General features: G+C 52.8%; 11 protein-coding genes and 1 pseudogene. 8 read left to right on the top strand and 4 right to left on the bottom strand.

The genetic code is table 11. The annotated features are described in order from the left end of the window. Nucleotides 1–24 precede the first annotated feature (24 nt). A complete protein-coding gene (locus tag ABC395_RS11435) occupies nucleotides 25–444 on the top strand; it encodes an HD domain-containing protein (RefSeq protein WP_413003110.1) in 420 nt (139 codons plus the stop codon). Between the two features lie 97 nt (nucleotides 445–541). Here the strand turns inward: ABC395_RS11435 and ABC395_RS11440 are convergent, their stop codons facing one another. Further along, complete coding sequence (locus tag ABC395_RS11440; protein ID WP_413003112.1) at nucleotides 542–2,287, bottom strand: sensor histidine kinase; 1,746 nt, start codon at nucleotides 2,285–2,287, stop codon at nucleotides 542–544. Nucleotides 2,288–2,606: 319 nt separating this feature from the next. On the opposite strand from ABC395_RS11440, the gene ABC395_RS11445 reads away from it, so the two are divergent. The 7 genes and pseudogenes from ABC395_RS11445 to ABC395_RS11475 all read left to right on the top strand — a co-directional run bounded on the left by ABC395_RS11445 (nucleotide 2,607) and on the right by ABC395_RS11475 (nucleotide 11,097). Next, nucleotides 2,607–4,232, top strand: a complete 1,626-nt coding sequence (locus ABC395_RS11445) for an extracellular solute-binding protein (RefSeq protein WP_413003114.1) — start codon at nucleotides 2,607–2,609, stop codon at nucleotides 4,230–4,232. A 111-nt stretch (nucleotides 4,233–4,343) separates the two neighbouring features. After that, entirely contained in the window at nucleotides 4,344–5,249 is a 906-nt protein-coding gene (locus tag ABC395_RS11450) for an ABC transporter permease (RefSeq protein ID WP_413003116.1), read from the top strand. Nucleotides 5,250–5,279: 30 nt separating this feature from the next. Next, nucleotides 5,280–6,146, top strand: coding sequence for a carbohydrate ABC transporter permease (locus tag ABC395_RS11455; RefSeq protein ID WP_413006728.1), 867 nt, complete (start codon nucleotides 5,280–5,282; stop codon nucleotides 6,144–6,146). A 36-nt stretch (nucleotides 6,147–6,182) separates the two neighbouring features. Continuing rightward, nucleotides 6,183–7,196, top strand: a complete 1,014-nt coding sequence (locus tag ABC395_RS11460; protein WP_413003118.1) for a hypothetical protein — start codon at nucleotides 6,183–6,185, stop codon at nucleotides 7,194–7,196. Further along, the gene (locus tag ABC395_RS11465) at nucleotides 7,144–7,914 is read left to right on the top strand and encodes a sensor histidine kinase (protein ID WP_413003120.1); all 771 of its coding nucleotides are present in this window, start codon (nucleotides 7,144–7,146) and stop codon (nucleotides 7,912–7,914) included. Before ABC395_RS11460 ends, ABC395_RS11465 begins: the two co-directional genes overlap by 53 nt. Before the next feature lie 13 nt (nucleotides 7,915–7,927). Continuing rightward, the gene (locus tag ABC395_RS11470; protein ID WP_413003122.1) at nucleotides 7,928–9,604 is read left to right on the top strand and encodes a response regulator; all 1,677 of its coding nucleotides are present in this window, start codon (nucleotides 7,928–7,930) and stop codon (nucleotides 9,602–9,604) included. A 214-nt stretch (nucleotides 9,605–9,818) separates the two neighbouring features. Further along, a pseudogene (locus tag ABC395_RS11475) lies at nucleotides 9,819–11,097 on the top strand (Gfo/Idh/MocA family protein). 108 nt (nucleotides 11,098–11,205) lie between these two features. On the opposite strand, the gene ABC395_RS11480 reads toward ABC395_RS11475, so the two are convergent. Genes ABC395_RS11480 through ABC395_RS11490 form a run of 3 tightly spaced genes read right to left on the bottom strand, consistent with a single transcriptional unit; the run spans nucleotide 11,206 to nucleotide 14,950 of the window. Next, a complete protein-coding gene (locus ABC395_RS11480; RefSeq protein ID WP_413003124.1) occupies nucleotides 11,206–12,330 on the bottom strand; it encodes a Ger(x)C family spore germination protein in 1,125 nt (374 codons plus the stop codon). Further along, the gene (locus ABC395_RS11485) at nucleotides 12,327–13,430 is read right to left on the bottom strand and encodes a GerAB/ArcD/ProY family transporter (RefSeq protein ID WP_413003126.1); all 1,104 of its coding nucleotides are present in this window, start codon (nucleotides 13,428–13,430) and stop codon (nucleotides 12,327–12,329) included. The genes ABC395_RS11480 and ABC395_RS11485 overlap by 4 nt, the downstream gene beginning before the upstream one ends. Then, the gene (locus ABC395_RS11490) at nucleotides 13,427–14,950 is read right to left on the bottom strand and encodes a spore germination protein (protein ID WP_413003128.1); all 1,524 of its coding nucleotides are present in this window, start codon (nucleotides 14,948–14,950) and stop codon (nucleotides 13,427–13,429) included. The genes ABC395_RS11485 and ABC395_RS11490 overlap by 4 nt, the downstream gene beginning before the upstream one ends. Between the last annotated feature and the right edge of the window lie 149 nt (nucleotides 14,951–15,099).

The raw sequence follows: 15,099 nt of genomic DNA on the forward strand, positions 1-15,099 counted from the left end.
GCAGGATCAGGGAGGAGGCAAAGCATGAGCACCTTGGAAAAAGCGATTATTATAGCTGCCCGGGCCCATTCCGGTCAAACCGACAAAGCCGGCCAGCCGTACATTTTGCATCCGCTCCGGGTTATGCAGAACGTCGGGACTGCCGATGCGCGCATCGTGGCTGTCCTTCATGACGTTCTGGAAGATTCGGAGGTAACGGCCGAAGACTTGCTGCGTGAAGGATTCGCGCGGGACATCGTGGAAGCGGTAACCGCTTTAAGCCGGGAGCCGGGAGAGGACTACCTGGATTTTGTGAGAAGAGCGAAGCAAAATCCCCTGGCACGGGAAGTCAAACTGGCCGATGTTCACGATAACATGGACATGACCCGCATCAAGGAACCGACATCCAAAGATCGCGAACGGATGCGCAAGTATGAAGCCGCCCTTCACGAATTGAACCGTTAAAGCGAAAAAACTCGGCCTGCCGAAAGCGGGCCGAGTTTCTTTTTTGGCTGAATGTGGGAATCTCAAGTGTCCGCCTCTTCTCATCACCCTTGCGGGATCAGGAATAGATCGGAAGAACCACGGTAAATTGGATGATTTCCGCTCCGGAAACTTCAGCGGAAACCGTTCCTTTGTACCGCTGAACGAGCTGATTGACGATGGCGAGACCAAGGCCTTTGTGAACGCCGTCTTTTTTCGTGGAGTAGCCGCTTGTGAACATGGCCTCGAGATCCTTCTCGGACAAGCTTTTGCCGATCTGGTTGGAAAGCTTGAAGACGAGCGTGTTCTCTTCCGTATACCCGAGCAGGTGGACGTTTCGCTGCTCCACGTCCATTCCGCTAACTTCGTCGAAAGCGTTGTCGATCAGATTGCCCAAAATTTTCACGAGATCGACGGATTTCAGTCCGGAAATGCTTGTGAGATCGTCCGCCAAATCGAGCTCATAAGTAAAATGGATTTTCCGAAGCTGCGACTGCGTAATCTTGGAGCTGATCAGGGAAGCGAGAGCGGGATGCCCGACATGGACAATGCTGTTGACGAGTCTGGTTTCTTCCACGAGTTCTTGGATATATTTCTTGGTTTCTTCGAATTTTTTCAACTGGACCATGCAGCTGATTGTCGTCAGATGGTTCGTGAAATCGTGATTTTGACCTTTGATCGCGACCATCAGACTGTTCATTTCGTCCGTATAATTTTCTTGAATCGTCTGGGCAACGGCGTCTTTCGTGCGGTTAACCCCTTTGTAAATAAAATAGACCATAATCAGGCTGGCAATCGAAACCGAGACGATGACGAGGAAAAAGTTAAGCAATTGCTTGTTTAGAGAGCTGTGTATATATTCCATGTCATTGACGAGACCGATCACGTAGGGGAACTGGACCCGCTCGCTTTTAACCGGATAAAAAATTTTCAGCACGCTTTTACCGTTGATTTTCGCAGGAAAGAAGAGCGGCTTCTCCAGTTTGACGGCCTGTTCGATCAGGTCAGCGTCCTCCGGCGATTTGTTGTTGTACTGGCCGAACAAAATTTTGCGCTCGGAATACCGGATGTTTTTGGAACCGTTCGTCATCGTATAAAAGCTGGGATCGTCATCCGGTTTGGAGAAGGTGCGGGGATTGAACCCGGTTATTTCAAGCAGGTTTTTGTTATTTTTCAACGTCTCGGCGACGATAAATTCCGAACCGTCGTTCTGATCGAACCGTTCGATAAGCGTGCTGTTCATCGTCGGGTTAATGACGTAGTCGGTCGTACCGTCGTAATAGAAGCCGAATTTGTTTCTTTTGGAATCGGGATTGGAGGCGGAACCTGATATTTTACCCGCCCAGAAGCTCGCGAGGGTGGTGCCTTCGGATACGGTAACCGGTTCCAGTCTGAACAATTGTTCCAGCGCAATCCGGTAATTGCCCCAGTATTTCGCGTTCAGGTTAATTTCCTTGGGGTCCGAGGAACGGACACTGACGATCTCGTCTCCGATCTGGGCGAACAAGGTGAGGTTGCTTACGTTATATTTGACTCTGAGCTCCGCCAGCATGCTGTTGTCGATATCCTGGTAACGGGGAGGAAGAGCGGCTTTGACGCCGAGGGCTACTTGCCTTAACGAATCGGACAATAGCTTGTCCCGGGTCTGAGACGAGTATTCCACGTGGTCAATGCTTAACTGAATTTGCTGGGAAAGAGAAAACAACTCCGTTTCCATATTGGCCGTCAGCGATTTTTTGGTGGAATAATAAAAGACACTGTCATTGATGAGCAGGATGGCCATAATAACAGCTAAAAAGAGCGCGGATAATCGTTTTATCGACATTTTCTGATTCCCTTCGAACGTATAGTTCCTTCATCATTCTAAGTTATTCGCCCCGGTTCTACAATATCAAAAACTGGGTTAGTTCACACAACGTAGGAGCGGGAAGCAAAGATGCGGGAGGACCGGAGCGCCGTTTGCCGCGGAAATGCCGCTCGGGTACGCCGTGTTATTGAACAAAGGTCAGTCAAGAGGTGTATACGAATGTAAAAAGGAGTATATGGCAGCCCGGCAGCACGTTTCTTATACTTAAGCTACGCAAGAAACGAAAGGCCGGTCACAGCGGCCCGATCAGGAACAGTACACCCAGGAGGGGATTGCATTGAGCAGAAAAAACAGACATAAAGGGCTGCTTCCGGCCGCCGTCATCGCGGCCATGTTAACGGTTACGGCGTGCAGCGGCACGGCACCCGAAGAAGCGTCGGCGCCGGATACGGGCGGGGTCATGGAAGTATCGACGGTACGGGCCAGCGATCCGTATTTGAAATTCGATCCGGGTGAAACCTTCGACAAAAACGCGGTTTACGATGCGTACGAGAAAGAAACCGGAGTCAAAATCACGAACAAATGGGTGGCGGACGGAAGCCAGTTCGCGGAAAAGCTGAAAATGTCCATCGCCACAAACGATATACCGGACTTCTTTCCCGTCGATGCGGCTCAGCTTCAGCAGCTTATCGAAGCCGACATGATTATGGACTTGACGTCCGTATACGACAAGGTCGCTACCGAAAACACGAAAAAAATGATGACCATGGACGGAGGTCTTCAGATGAAGTCGGCCACGTTCGACGGCAAGCTAATGGCCATTCCTTCGACTTCGAATCCTTTTTACGCCCAGTTTTTGTGGGTGCGGACGGACTGGCTGAAGAAATTGAACCTGCCCGAACCGAAAACGATGGAAGATGTCGCCAAAATCGCGGAGGCTTTTAAGACGAAGGACCCCGGAGGAACAGGCAAAGCCTACGGTTTGGCGTTCAACAAAAACCTGTTCGACGGAGCTCTCGGCGTCACGGGTTTTCTGAACGGATATCACGCCTACACGAATCAGTGGCTGGATGACGGCACCGGCAAGCTTCAGTTTGGAGACATTCAGCCCCAAATGAAGGAAGCGCTGCGCGGTCTCCAGGATCTGTACAAGAAAGGTGTGATTGATCCGGAATTCGCGGTCAAGGATGCGACGAAAGCTTCCGAGATGCTGTACAACGACAGTATCGGCATGGCGTACGGCGCGGAATGGATGCCGGCCCAGCTGGCAAGCGGAGCGGTCAAGGACGGCAAAGTCGTGCAGGAGTGGGGCGTATTCCCGCTTCCGTCTTCGGACGGAAAACCCGCCAAGTCTCAAATCGGGCTGGGTGTGGATAAGTACTATGTCGTGTCCAAGAAGGCGAAACATCCGGAGGCGGTCATCAAGCTGCTTAACCACTGGATCGTCGTGAACAACAGCCAGAGCGAAGAGAGCAAGGTATACGAGTTCGGCAAGGATAAAGTGGAGAAGTCGAGCAACTATTGGCTGCTGAACCCGATTTTCGTCAATAATCAAACCAATGACAACGGTGACGTGCTTCCCGACGCGATCGCGAACAAAGACGAAAGCAAACTGAAGACGAAGGATCAGAAGACCCGTTACGGTCGCGCGATGAAATACGTCAGCGGCGATACGAGCATGTGGTGGGAATACTTGATTTCCGGTCCGAAGGGCGCCGTCTCGCTGTACCCGGACATGAAGAAGAACAATCAGTTCGAACAGAACAAGTTTTACGGAGCGCCGACGCCGACCATGGTGGAAAAAGGGGCGATTTTGAACAAAAAGCGGGATGAAGTGTTCGTTAAAATTATCATGAACCAGGTGTCTGTCGATGAATTCGACAAGTTTGTCGCGGACTGGAAAAACATGGGCGGCAACGAGATCACGAAAGAAGTCAACGATTGGTACGGCAAAAACAAATAGGGCGGAAGCCGCCCGATGCGGGCGAATTCAGTCAAAATCCTTGGAGGGGGATCGGAAAGGATACGATCCCTCTTTTTCTATCTATATGAAGCTGACAAGGCAGGTGAGGGTATGCATACGCGGTTTCGGACTTTGAGGCGGGAATGGCCTCTTCATCTGATGGTAGTGCCGGGTTTGATTATTGTAATTATATTCAGCTATATCCCGATGGCGGGAATTATGATGGCTTTTCAGAAATATATCCCGTCCAAGGGGTTATTCGGTTCACCGTTCGTAGGACTGAAAAATTTCCGTTTCCTGATGGACTATCCGGATATCGGACAAATATTTTTCAACACCCTGTTTATAGCGACGATGAAAATCGCGGCGGGTTTAATCGTGCCCATTACGATTGCCATTCTGCTGAACGAATTGAGCAGGCAGTGGATCAAACGGACGTTTCAGACGCTCGTCTATCTGCCGCATTTTATGTCCTGGGTGCTGCTCAGCGGCATTCTCATCGACGTGCTTTCGCCGTCGTCGGGGATCGTCAACCAGCTCCTTGGCGTCTTCGGAATGGAGCCCGTTTTTTTTCTGGGGGATAACGCCTGGTTTCCTTATGTCATGGTCATTTCGGACGTATGGAAGGAATTCGGCTTCGGCACCATCGTATACCTGGCCGCCCTTACGGGCATCAATCCGTCGCTTTATGAGGCTGCGGAGATGGATGGGGCGGGACGCTGGAAACAGACCCTCTACATCACCCTTCCGGGCATGATGCCGATTATCGTGCTCATGCTTACGCTGAATATCGGCAATGTGCTCAATGCCGGATTCGATCAGATTTTCAATCTGTACAGCCCGCAGGTTTATGAAAGCGCGGACATTATCGACACGTTCGTCTTCCGTATGGGGGTGCAGCAATCACAGTTCGGTTTCGCTACGGCGGTCGGACTCTTGAAGTCGGTCGTTTCGTTTTTCCTGATTTCCATCTCGTATCTGCTTGCTTACCGCTTCGCCAATTACCGGATTTTCTGAGGAGGGATTGCCTTGCGCCACAACTTGACCATGGGCAGGAGACTGTTTCTGATCGGCAACGCCGTGTTCCTCGCCCTCATTTCTTTCGCGTGCCTCATGCCCATCATTCACATCCTGGCCATCTCGCTCAGCTCGGGAGCGGCCGCCTCCGCCGGGAAGGTACTGCTTTGGCCCGTCGATTTTACGACGGCCGCTTACGACAACGTATTCGGCAAGCCGGAATACTTGCGTGCCTTCTGGATATCCGTCCAGCGAGTCGTGCTGGGAACGGCGATCAGCATGTTTCTGACGATCCTTACGGCGTATCCGTTGTCGAAAGATCCCCGTGTATTCCGTATGCGGACCTTTTACGTGTGGATTTTCGTGTTTACGATCCTGTTCAGCGGAGGTCTTATTCCGTGGTACATGACGATCAAAACGCTCGGCCTGATCGATACGGTCTGGGCGCTCGTTCTTCCGGGAGCGCTGCCCGTCTTCAACGTGATTCTCCTGCTGAATTTTTACCGGAGTCTTCCGAAAGAGCTTGAAGAATCGGCCCGGATCGACGGGGCCGGCCATTTTGCGACCTTGTGGAAGATCTATGCTCCGCTTTCTCTTCCCGCATTGGCGACGACGGGTTTGTTTACGGTGGTCGGGCATTGGAACAGCTGGTTCGACGGCATGATTCTGATGAATCATCCCGATAAATATCCGCTGCAGACTTTCCTCCAGACCATTATCATCAATATGGATTTCCGGTTTATCAAAGCGCAGGACGCCGAGCTGCTCGTCAAACTGTCGGACCGCACCAGCAAAGCCGCCCAGATTTTTGTCGCCGCTTTTCCCGTTCTTCTGGTGTATCCGTTCCTTCAGCGTTTCTTCATTAAAGGAATTGTCATGGGGAGTGTCAAAGAATAACGGGACGGGCATTCGAGCGTAAGGGGAGCGGTATTCATGAAACTCAATTTCAGCCTGCAGGACTCCTCCATTTTCAAAAAAATTATGGCGGTATTTATGGCCGCCCTGCTTCCGATCATGGCCATTACCTGGCTGATTAACGAAAAAGGGTCGGAGAGCATCCGCGAGGAAAGGTCCCAATCCATCCTGAACACGACCCGGTATTACCTGGATTCCCTGGACAAGGAGGCGGACCGGATCAACCGGTTTCTGCCGAATTACGTAACGGACAGCGATCTGCAGGAAATCGCCGCGATGGGCAATGAACTGTCGGACTACGACCGGTCCCAAAAAATTTTGGGCATTCAGAAGCGTTTGAACCTGACCAAAGATTCCAGCGCGTTTATTCAGGAAGTGAAAGCGTATGTGCCGCTCATCCAGCGGACACTGCTAAGCGTGAAGTACGATACCTTCGTGGATTTGGAAGAATATGAAGCGCTTCAACTGCGGAACAAACGGCCCGACGAGCCTTTCGTGTTCTGGAACGACCGGTTGTTCCTGAGCATGCAGGTGCCCTCGAACTCGGCCCGGGAGCCGTTGTACGTTGTCGGCGTCGAGCTGTCGACGGCCAAAATCAGACAGTCGCTGGCGCAGATCAGCGGCTCCTTCGGCGGGGAAACGCTGCTGATCAACACGGACCGCGGATGGATTTTTCAGAGCGGTGAAGATCCGGGGCTGCTGACGACGGCGAAGGCTTTTATCACGGAAAAAAGCGCGGAAGGAAAGAAACAGGGGTACGAGACGATTACGGTCGGCAGTGACCGCTATTTGGCGGTTTACAACTACTCCACGCTGTGGAACTCGTATTCGGTCAGACTGCATTCCCGAGAATACCCTGCTCGGACCTATCCAGACTTACCGGGTATGGTTCAGATGGGCGTGCGTTCTGGCGGTAGCGGTCGTCTTGTTCTTCTCGTTCTTCCTGTTCCGGCTAATATACCGGCCGCTGTTCAAGCTCGTGCAGTCATTCAGACGAGTTCAGCAGAACCGGCTGGAGCTCATTCCGGTTGATCGGGGCAACGACGAATTCGGGTATTTGTACCATGCGTTCAATCAGACGATCCATTCGCTGAGGGAACTGATCGAGCAAAATTACGAGCAGCAAATCCGCAGCCAGCGCTCGGAACTGAAACGGCTGCAATCCCAGATTAACCCGCACTTTTTGTACAACTGCTTTTTTGTCCTGTGCCGTCTGATTAAGTCGGAACATAAGGAGAAAGCGTACCAGTTCTGCTTGTATATCGGGGATTATTTTCATTTTATTACCCGAAACGACGAGGACGAGATCCCGCTTTCGCTTGAAATCAATCATTCGCGTACCTACGTGGATATGCAGAAAGTATGCTACGGAGACCGCATTGGAGCGGTGTTCGAAGTGGAGGAGTTTGACACGCGCGTTCCCCGGCTGATTCTTCAGCCTATAATAGAGAACGCTTACAAACATGCGCTCGGAAGCACGCCGGGCGCCGGCATGCTCCGGATCTGGAGCCGGAGAGACGCGAAGGGAATCGTCATCTATGTGGAAGATAACGGCACGACCTTGACGGACGAAGAGCTTGATAAACTCCGCAAGCGTCTGGCGGACGGAGGCCGCGAGCTTGAAGAGACGACGGGACTCGTGAACGTGCACCGCAGGATACAGCTCCGCTACGGGGCCGGATACGGAATTACCGTGGACAGGTCGGAGCTGGGAGGTCTGAAGGCAGGCATTCACATCGGAAACAGCTAGAGGAGGGGACAGGATGTACCGGTTGCTGATTGTAGACGATATTCCGATTATCGTGGAGGGACTGAAAGAGCTTTTCGAGGAAACCCCGCAGCTATCCCTGGAAATTCATACCGCATTTTCCGGAGAAGAAGCGCTGGAGTTATTGAAGAACATGCGGATCGATGTCGTCATCTCGGATATCAAAATGCCGGCGCTGGAGGGCATCGGTCTGCTCCGTGAAATCAAAAATAACTGGCCCTCGTGCAAAGTGATCTTTCTGACCGGTTATAACGATTTCCAATATGTGCAGAATGCGGTCAAATACGGAGGCTTCGATTATCTCCTGAAAATAGAAAGCGATGAGAAAATCATCGCCGCCGTAACGAGGGCGATCGGCAAACTCGACGAGGAAAAAGCGCGCGAAGAAATGTTTGAACGCGCCGAGGAGAGCATGAAGAGGGCACTTCCTTCCCTGCAGAAAGAATATATGAACAGCCTGCTTCAGGGAAAAAGGCCGGATGCGGAGCAGCTTGACCGTCATTTCCGGGAGATCGGCATTCCCCTTCTGGGGAGAGAGCCGGTTTTACTGCTTCTGGGAAGAGTGGACGTGTGGAGAGATATGCTGACGCCGCCGGATAAAGCGCTTTTCGTGTATGCCGTACAAAATATCGCCGAAGAAATTTTGTCGCCGGGCGCACGCGTGTATACCTATGTGTACGACCAGGTGAAAATCGCCTGGTTTATCCAGCCGGGAGGAACCTCGTACTCTGAGACGGATATTTCCCGTGCCGGCTGGGAAAAGACGCGGCATTTCACGGGAAACGCCCTTGAAACGATCCAGCGGGCCTGCAAAAATCTGTTGAAGCTGCCGCTTTCTTTTGTGGTAGGCAAAAATCCGGTTTCGTGGTCGGATGCCGCCGACAAATTTCATGAGCTGAAATATACCTTTTTGTTCGGAGCGGGCCTCGGAAATGAAATCATTCTGACGGAACCCGTTCCCGAAAATCACGGAGACACCGGCCAGACGCAGAAGAGAAGCGAGTTTTTTACGGCCGCCCGCGTACAACTGCTCGGGAAATGCCTGGAGAACGGCCATCGCTGCGAGTTTTTTAACGTATACAAGGAGATCTGCAATCTGTGGGAAAGCGAGGACTGGCCGTTTGAGCGGAAAAAGGAAGTGTATCACTCGCTTTCGGCCGTTTTCCTGGCCTATGTGAATAAAAATGACGAACTGAAGGCGCATCTGAACAGCAGCCACGACCTGTCGATCCTGTTCCATTGTGAGGCGGATCTGTCGGTCGCCGCGCTTAAAGCGTATTTTTTGCAGACGGCGGAGCTTATCTTTGACTGGAACGGGAAGCAGGCGGCCCATTTTCCGGACGAGCTTGTCCACCGGGTTCACACCTATATAGAAGACAATCTCGCGAAGGATATCTCGCTGAACGCCATTGCCGACCACGTGGGCCTCAATCCGTCGTACTTGTCCCGGCTTTATAAACAGATGACGGGAATCGGACTGTCCGATTATATTAACGATTACCGGAATTTGAAAGCCAAGGAGCTGCTGCTGGGCAGCCCGCTGCGGGTAGGAGAAATCGCCGCTTTGCTGGGCTACAATTCGGCCCTGGCTTTTATCCGTTTTTTCAAAAAGCAGAACGAATCCACTCCGCAGGAATACCGGAGCCGGAGGGCGAGCGGCGACAGCGGCTGATCGGGAGAAGGAGCGGCAGCCAGCCAGGAATAAAGCACGGCTGTTCCGGTTCGCGGTATACCGCAGCAGTAACTTGCGGAAACGATTCGCAGGCTTACGAAGACCCAAGAGCGCAGGTCAACAGAAGTATATGAAAGTAACCAACGATCTCTTTAGACCGTTGTCTCTCTCTTGTACAATCGGAACATAAGCCGAAGCAAGAGGAGGAAGTAATGTGGCAGCATTAACAGCGGTACTGCTCGGTGCCGGAAGCAGGGGACGTTACATTTACGGCCCGTATGCGGAGAAATACCCCCACGAACTCAACATCGTATCCGTAGCGGAGCCCGATGAAGGCAGGCGGAAGCTCATCTCGCGTATACATGGAATCAAGCCCGAATATGTATATTCGTCGTGGGAGCAGGCATTCGAGCGGGGGAAAATCGCCGATATCATGATTATCAGCACGCTGGACCGGATGCATTTCGTACCGGCTATGAAGGCGCTGGAGCTCGGTTACCACGTTCTGCTGGAAAAACCGATGTCCCCCAAGCTGGAGGAGTGCGTGCAGCTCGTGGAGGCGGCCAAAGCCCATAACCGGCTTCTCGTCGTCAGCCACGTGCTGCGGTATTCCCTTTTCTGGTCGGGCATCAAACAGCACCTGGATGCCGGAGAGCTCGGCGATGTCGCGTCCGTCCAGTCTGACGGAAAATGTGGGCTACGCCCATATGACCCACAGCTATGTGCGGGGCAACTGGCGCCGTGCCGAAGAAACCAGTCCCATGATTTTGGCCAAATCGTGCCATGACCTGGACATTATTTCTTGGCTCATGGGCGGGGAATGCAGGAGCGTCAGCTCATTCGGCTCTTTGTTTCATTTCAAAAAGGAGAACGCTCCCGCGGGTTCGACCGACAGGTGTATCGAAGGCTGCGAAGTCGAGAAGGAGTGCCCGTTCTCCGCTTTGAAGCTCTACATTCAGCCGCCGGATCATCCTTGGGCGCGTTACATGACACACGATCTGTCGCAGGAAGGCATCGTAAAAGCGCTGAAGGAAGGACCGTTCGGACGGTGCGTGTACCGCTGTGATAACGATGTCGTGGATCACCAGGTCGTGAACCTGGAATTTGCCGGCGGGGCTACAGCGGCCTTCACGATGTCCGGGTTTACCCAGGGCGGCGGCAGACGGGTCCAGATCATGGGGACCCGCGGCGAGATCCTGGGCGATATGGACACCGGCTCGTACACCCTGCACCGTTTCGCTACCGGAGAAGCGGTCGAGGTCCGCTGCAACATCGCCGGCGACGGTCATGGAGGAGGGGACGAGCGCATGGTCGCCTCCTTCCTGAAAGATGTCCGCGAATACGGCCGCGCCCCTGCCGCAAGCCGGACATCCGCTTCCGCTTCGCTGCAGAGCCATCTGATGGCGTTCGGCGCGGAAGAATCGCGGCTGAACGGCGGCGCAAGCGTGAGCCTGGCCGATTTCAGGCGGGCTGCCGCGGCAGGAACGGTGTAGGGCCGGGCCTGATACAGAAGCGTTAGAAACGGCATAACCGATAAAAACCAGGACTCTTTCAAGAGTACCTGGTTTTTTTTATGAGACTCATTCGTGAAGAACCAGTCCCTAGAACCTGATCCCCTTCCGTTCGATTTTCACCCGGACATCCGGCTCGAACCGGACTTCCTTGTAGTCTTCTTCCCAGTCCATCTTCTTCCATGCTTCGGGATGAAAAGCCATCAGTCTGAGGGCGACTCCAAATCCGTCATGATTCGCTTCCTGTATTTTGCGCGTAATGGCTTTGGCCCGGTCCGTAAGCAGTTTGGTAAGAGCCGTGTTCAGTTTCTGTATCGTCTCTTTTTTGTTCAGCTGATCCATAGGATATTCGATGACCGCCGCGTTGATCTTCAGCCGGATCTTAACCGTAACGCCGCCGTTTTCCGTCGGCTGCACATCCATTTTCCGCGAGGCCTTGTGGAGATCAACCGTTATAAAACGTTCCGCTCTCACTTGACGTTCCCGCTCCTGGTCTATGTCGACGGGAAGGGTGAGTCGTGCCGTTTCCCCTCTATGTCCCCCGAGCAGCAGATAGAGAACAGATTCCTCCGGAGAAAGGGAAGCCGTCATTCTGTTGTGGTGAAACAAGGCCGTGCCTTGAACGACGGGTATTTTATTATGAAGGGAAACGTAGGGAAGGGCAAAATCCTGTCCGGGTTTGACAGGACCGATCGACTGGAAATTCACCCTTGGGGCGTTGGTGCTGTCTTCCATATTCTCGAGCAGATGGTCCAGAAAGCGTCCGATCAGCTTGGTCCCGACCATTTTCAGGTTGATTAAGTCTTCCGCCCTTCCTTTGACGACGGCGAGCCGTGCATTCAGGGGACTTTTCGGATCACGGTAATACACATCCATGTAAGGCATAATATCCTGGCCGCGGGCCCATTCTTCGCCTAGCAGCAGCACAAGCAGCTTGGACGGGGAATAATCCCCCGATATTTCTCGATCGAGCGCGGCGCGGGCATGTTGGGTCGTATTGCTCGTGACCGTATGGATTTCGTTGGTTTCGTTGCGCCCCCCTTCTACGCTGGAAACGTCCGGAAAAGCCACGGTAGAGATAAGCTTGCCGTCTTCCCCCTTGTCGAATCCTCCGATATGGATGATACGGGAGTTTTTGAGAAGCTGCTGATCCCAGCATCCGCTAAGCAAAAGAAGGGTCAGCAGGCTTGCCGCTGTCAGGTATATGCGGTTCATTTAGTCAGCCGCCTCCCGCCTTCGCGAATGTGGAAAACAAGCGAGATCAGAAGCAAAAGCAGAGGGATGGCCGCAAGGAAAGCGTAGCTCGACAGCGAGACGATTTTCCCTAATATCCTCATCACGTTCTGGTCCCGGATCAGCAGCGCTGCCGCCATAAGCGACATGGCCGTATACAGTACCGGCTTGCGGTGGCTGCTTCTGCCGAACAATTGGGCGATGCCGGTCGAAGCCAAGTATAAATAAGCCATAATGGAAGTGGCGACAACGACGATCCAGGCGGAAAGAAAATAAAGGTCGGGGCGTTCAATGATAGCGAACGTCAGTGCCTTTACCATATACAGAACCGGGTGAGGCAGCAGGGGGAGCTCGGCAGGACTGAATACGACGAGACTCGTAAAGACGAGGAACGTATACAGCAGGGTCGAAATAGCGTTAGCGGCGGATACCGCAGCCAGTTTTTGCCGGGGTGTTCCTTCTACAAACGGATAGCAAAAAAGAATCCATTCATAGCCGCTGAGCGTATTCATCGCTTCATGCGCAGCCCGCACGACCGGAAGAAGCCCGGCCTGCCCGATAGGGAAAATGTAAAGCAGATTGGAATGCGTATAGGCATACGCGGATATAAAGATCATGATGAGAAACACGCAGCTGACCAGCAGAAAAAAACGAGCCATGATCTTCAGGTTTTCCTGCGTCAAATAAACACAGACGAGTACCATGAGCCCGGTAATAAGCCATTTTGGCGTTTCGGGAAAAACCCAATCGCGGATTACCTCATAAAAGAACATCAGAATGAGACTGCTCTGGGCCGTAAAATAAACGATATACAGCACCTGGATGAACACGGCCACGGCCTTGCCCGTCAAACGAGGCATAAAATCATACAAGGTGGCCGACGGAAAACGTTTGTTCAAGCTCCACATGATCAGAATGAGCAGTTGGCTGAACAATCCCGCAAGGAGGATCGACATCCACGCGTCGCCCTTGGCGATCGCCTGCACCCGGGAGGGCAGGTAAAGCACCTGGACGCCGATCTGAGTCTGGAGAATGAGGAAGAGCATCTGCTTCGGGCTGATTTTATTCGAATTGGGTGTCATTCTCCTGCAGACTCCCTTGAATCCCCGGTATTCTTTTTCGCGTTGGGCTTAGCCGTGTAGACGAGTTTGTCTATTTTCCACATAGGGAACCGGAATAAAGTATCTTTCCAGCCTTTCAGCCGAAAAGGGGCGGCCGGTGTCAGATAAGGCGTGCCGAACGATTCCAGCTTGCACAGATGAATCAGAATGAAAATCAGGCTGAACACGATTCCGATAAAGCCAAGCAGAGCCGCCGGAATCATGACGGCAAACCGGAGCAGCCGTACGGATGCGCTCATTTCATGTGAAGGCACTACGAAGGAGGAAATAGCGGTAAGGGCGACGACGATAATCATCGGATAGGACACGAGTCCCACCCGTACGACCGCGTCTCCGATCACAAGACCTCCGACGATGCCGATCGTCTGTCCGATCGGACCCGGCAGGCGAATTCCCGCCTCCCGCAGCAGCTCCAGCGTCAGCTCCATGAACATGGCTTCCAGAAGCGGGGGGTAAGGCACCATTTCCACGCTGCCTTTAATTTGAAACAGCAGTTCAGCGGGAATAACCTCATAATGATACGTAATGACCGCGATGTAAAAAGCGGGCAGTGTAATCGCAATGACGAAGCTCAGCAGCCGGATGAACCGGATGAACGAACCGCTAAGGGTACGGCTGTAGTAATCGTCTGGAGACTGATAGAACGTAAAGAAGGTCACCGGCATAACGAACGCGCTGGGAGAACCGCTTGACAGCAGGACCGCTCTTCCTTCAAGCAAATTGGCGGCGGCCCTGTCCGGGCGTTCGGTCGTCAGAAGCTGGGGGAAAGGAGAGATCGTCTTGTCCTCGATATATTCTTCCATGAGATCGGTCGACAAGATATTGGCCCCCGCAATTGTGCGAAGACGCCGGTCGATTTCCTGAATCAGCTCAGGCTTGGCGACGTGACTCAGATAGGCGACGGCGACTTCGGTGCGGCTTTCTTTTCCAAGCGTATAACGGCGGATAACGAGATGGCGGTTTTTGATCAGTTTGCGGATCAGATGCAGATTAACCGTCATATTTTCGACAAAGCCTTCATGAGGGCCGCGGACCGTTTTTTCGTTCTGGGGCTCTTCCGTTGTCCGCTTGACTTCCGCATTGACCGTAATCGAATAGCACTCCGTGCTGCCTTCCTTGAAAAGAACGGCCTGCCCCCGCAGCAGCGTATCGGCGGCTTCGTCCAGCGAAGTTTGCGCGTATACCCTGGGAGCGGTCAGCACATCGGCCAGATTTTGTTCCTCGGACTCCGCAAGAGGGGTGAGAATGAAGCGGCTGATTTTTACCTCATCGCACATCGGATCGAGATAGCAGAGCAGCAGTGCCTGGTTTTGATACGTAAGCGAGAGCTTCACCAGATCATCGGTATGAAAAAGCGCTTGGTCGAGATATCGCGCGTTTTCGGCAAGGGAGGACTTGATGGTGACAGGCTCGGATTCGGTTTGAACGGGCACAGGAGCGGCTGTTTTGTTTTTGCGAAATAAATAGTTGAACAGCTTCACGGACTTGCCTCACTCCTTTCTCGCAAACTTGTCTGTAGATTTCCCCGAACTTGTCACTTTATACCAGTAAAGCGGCAATAAGTTCGGCAGGTTAACAGGATGCTCAAAAAGGCAAGGACAAGCGCAAAGCATCGCCTGTATTCCGTTTC

The sequence above is a fragment of the Paenibacillus canaveralius genome, assembly GCF_047238265.1.
Taxonomy (GTDB): Bacteria; Bacillota; Bacilli; order Paenibacillales; family NBRC-103111; genus Paenibacillus_F.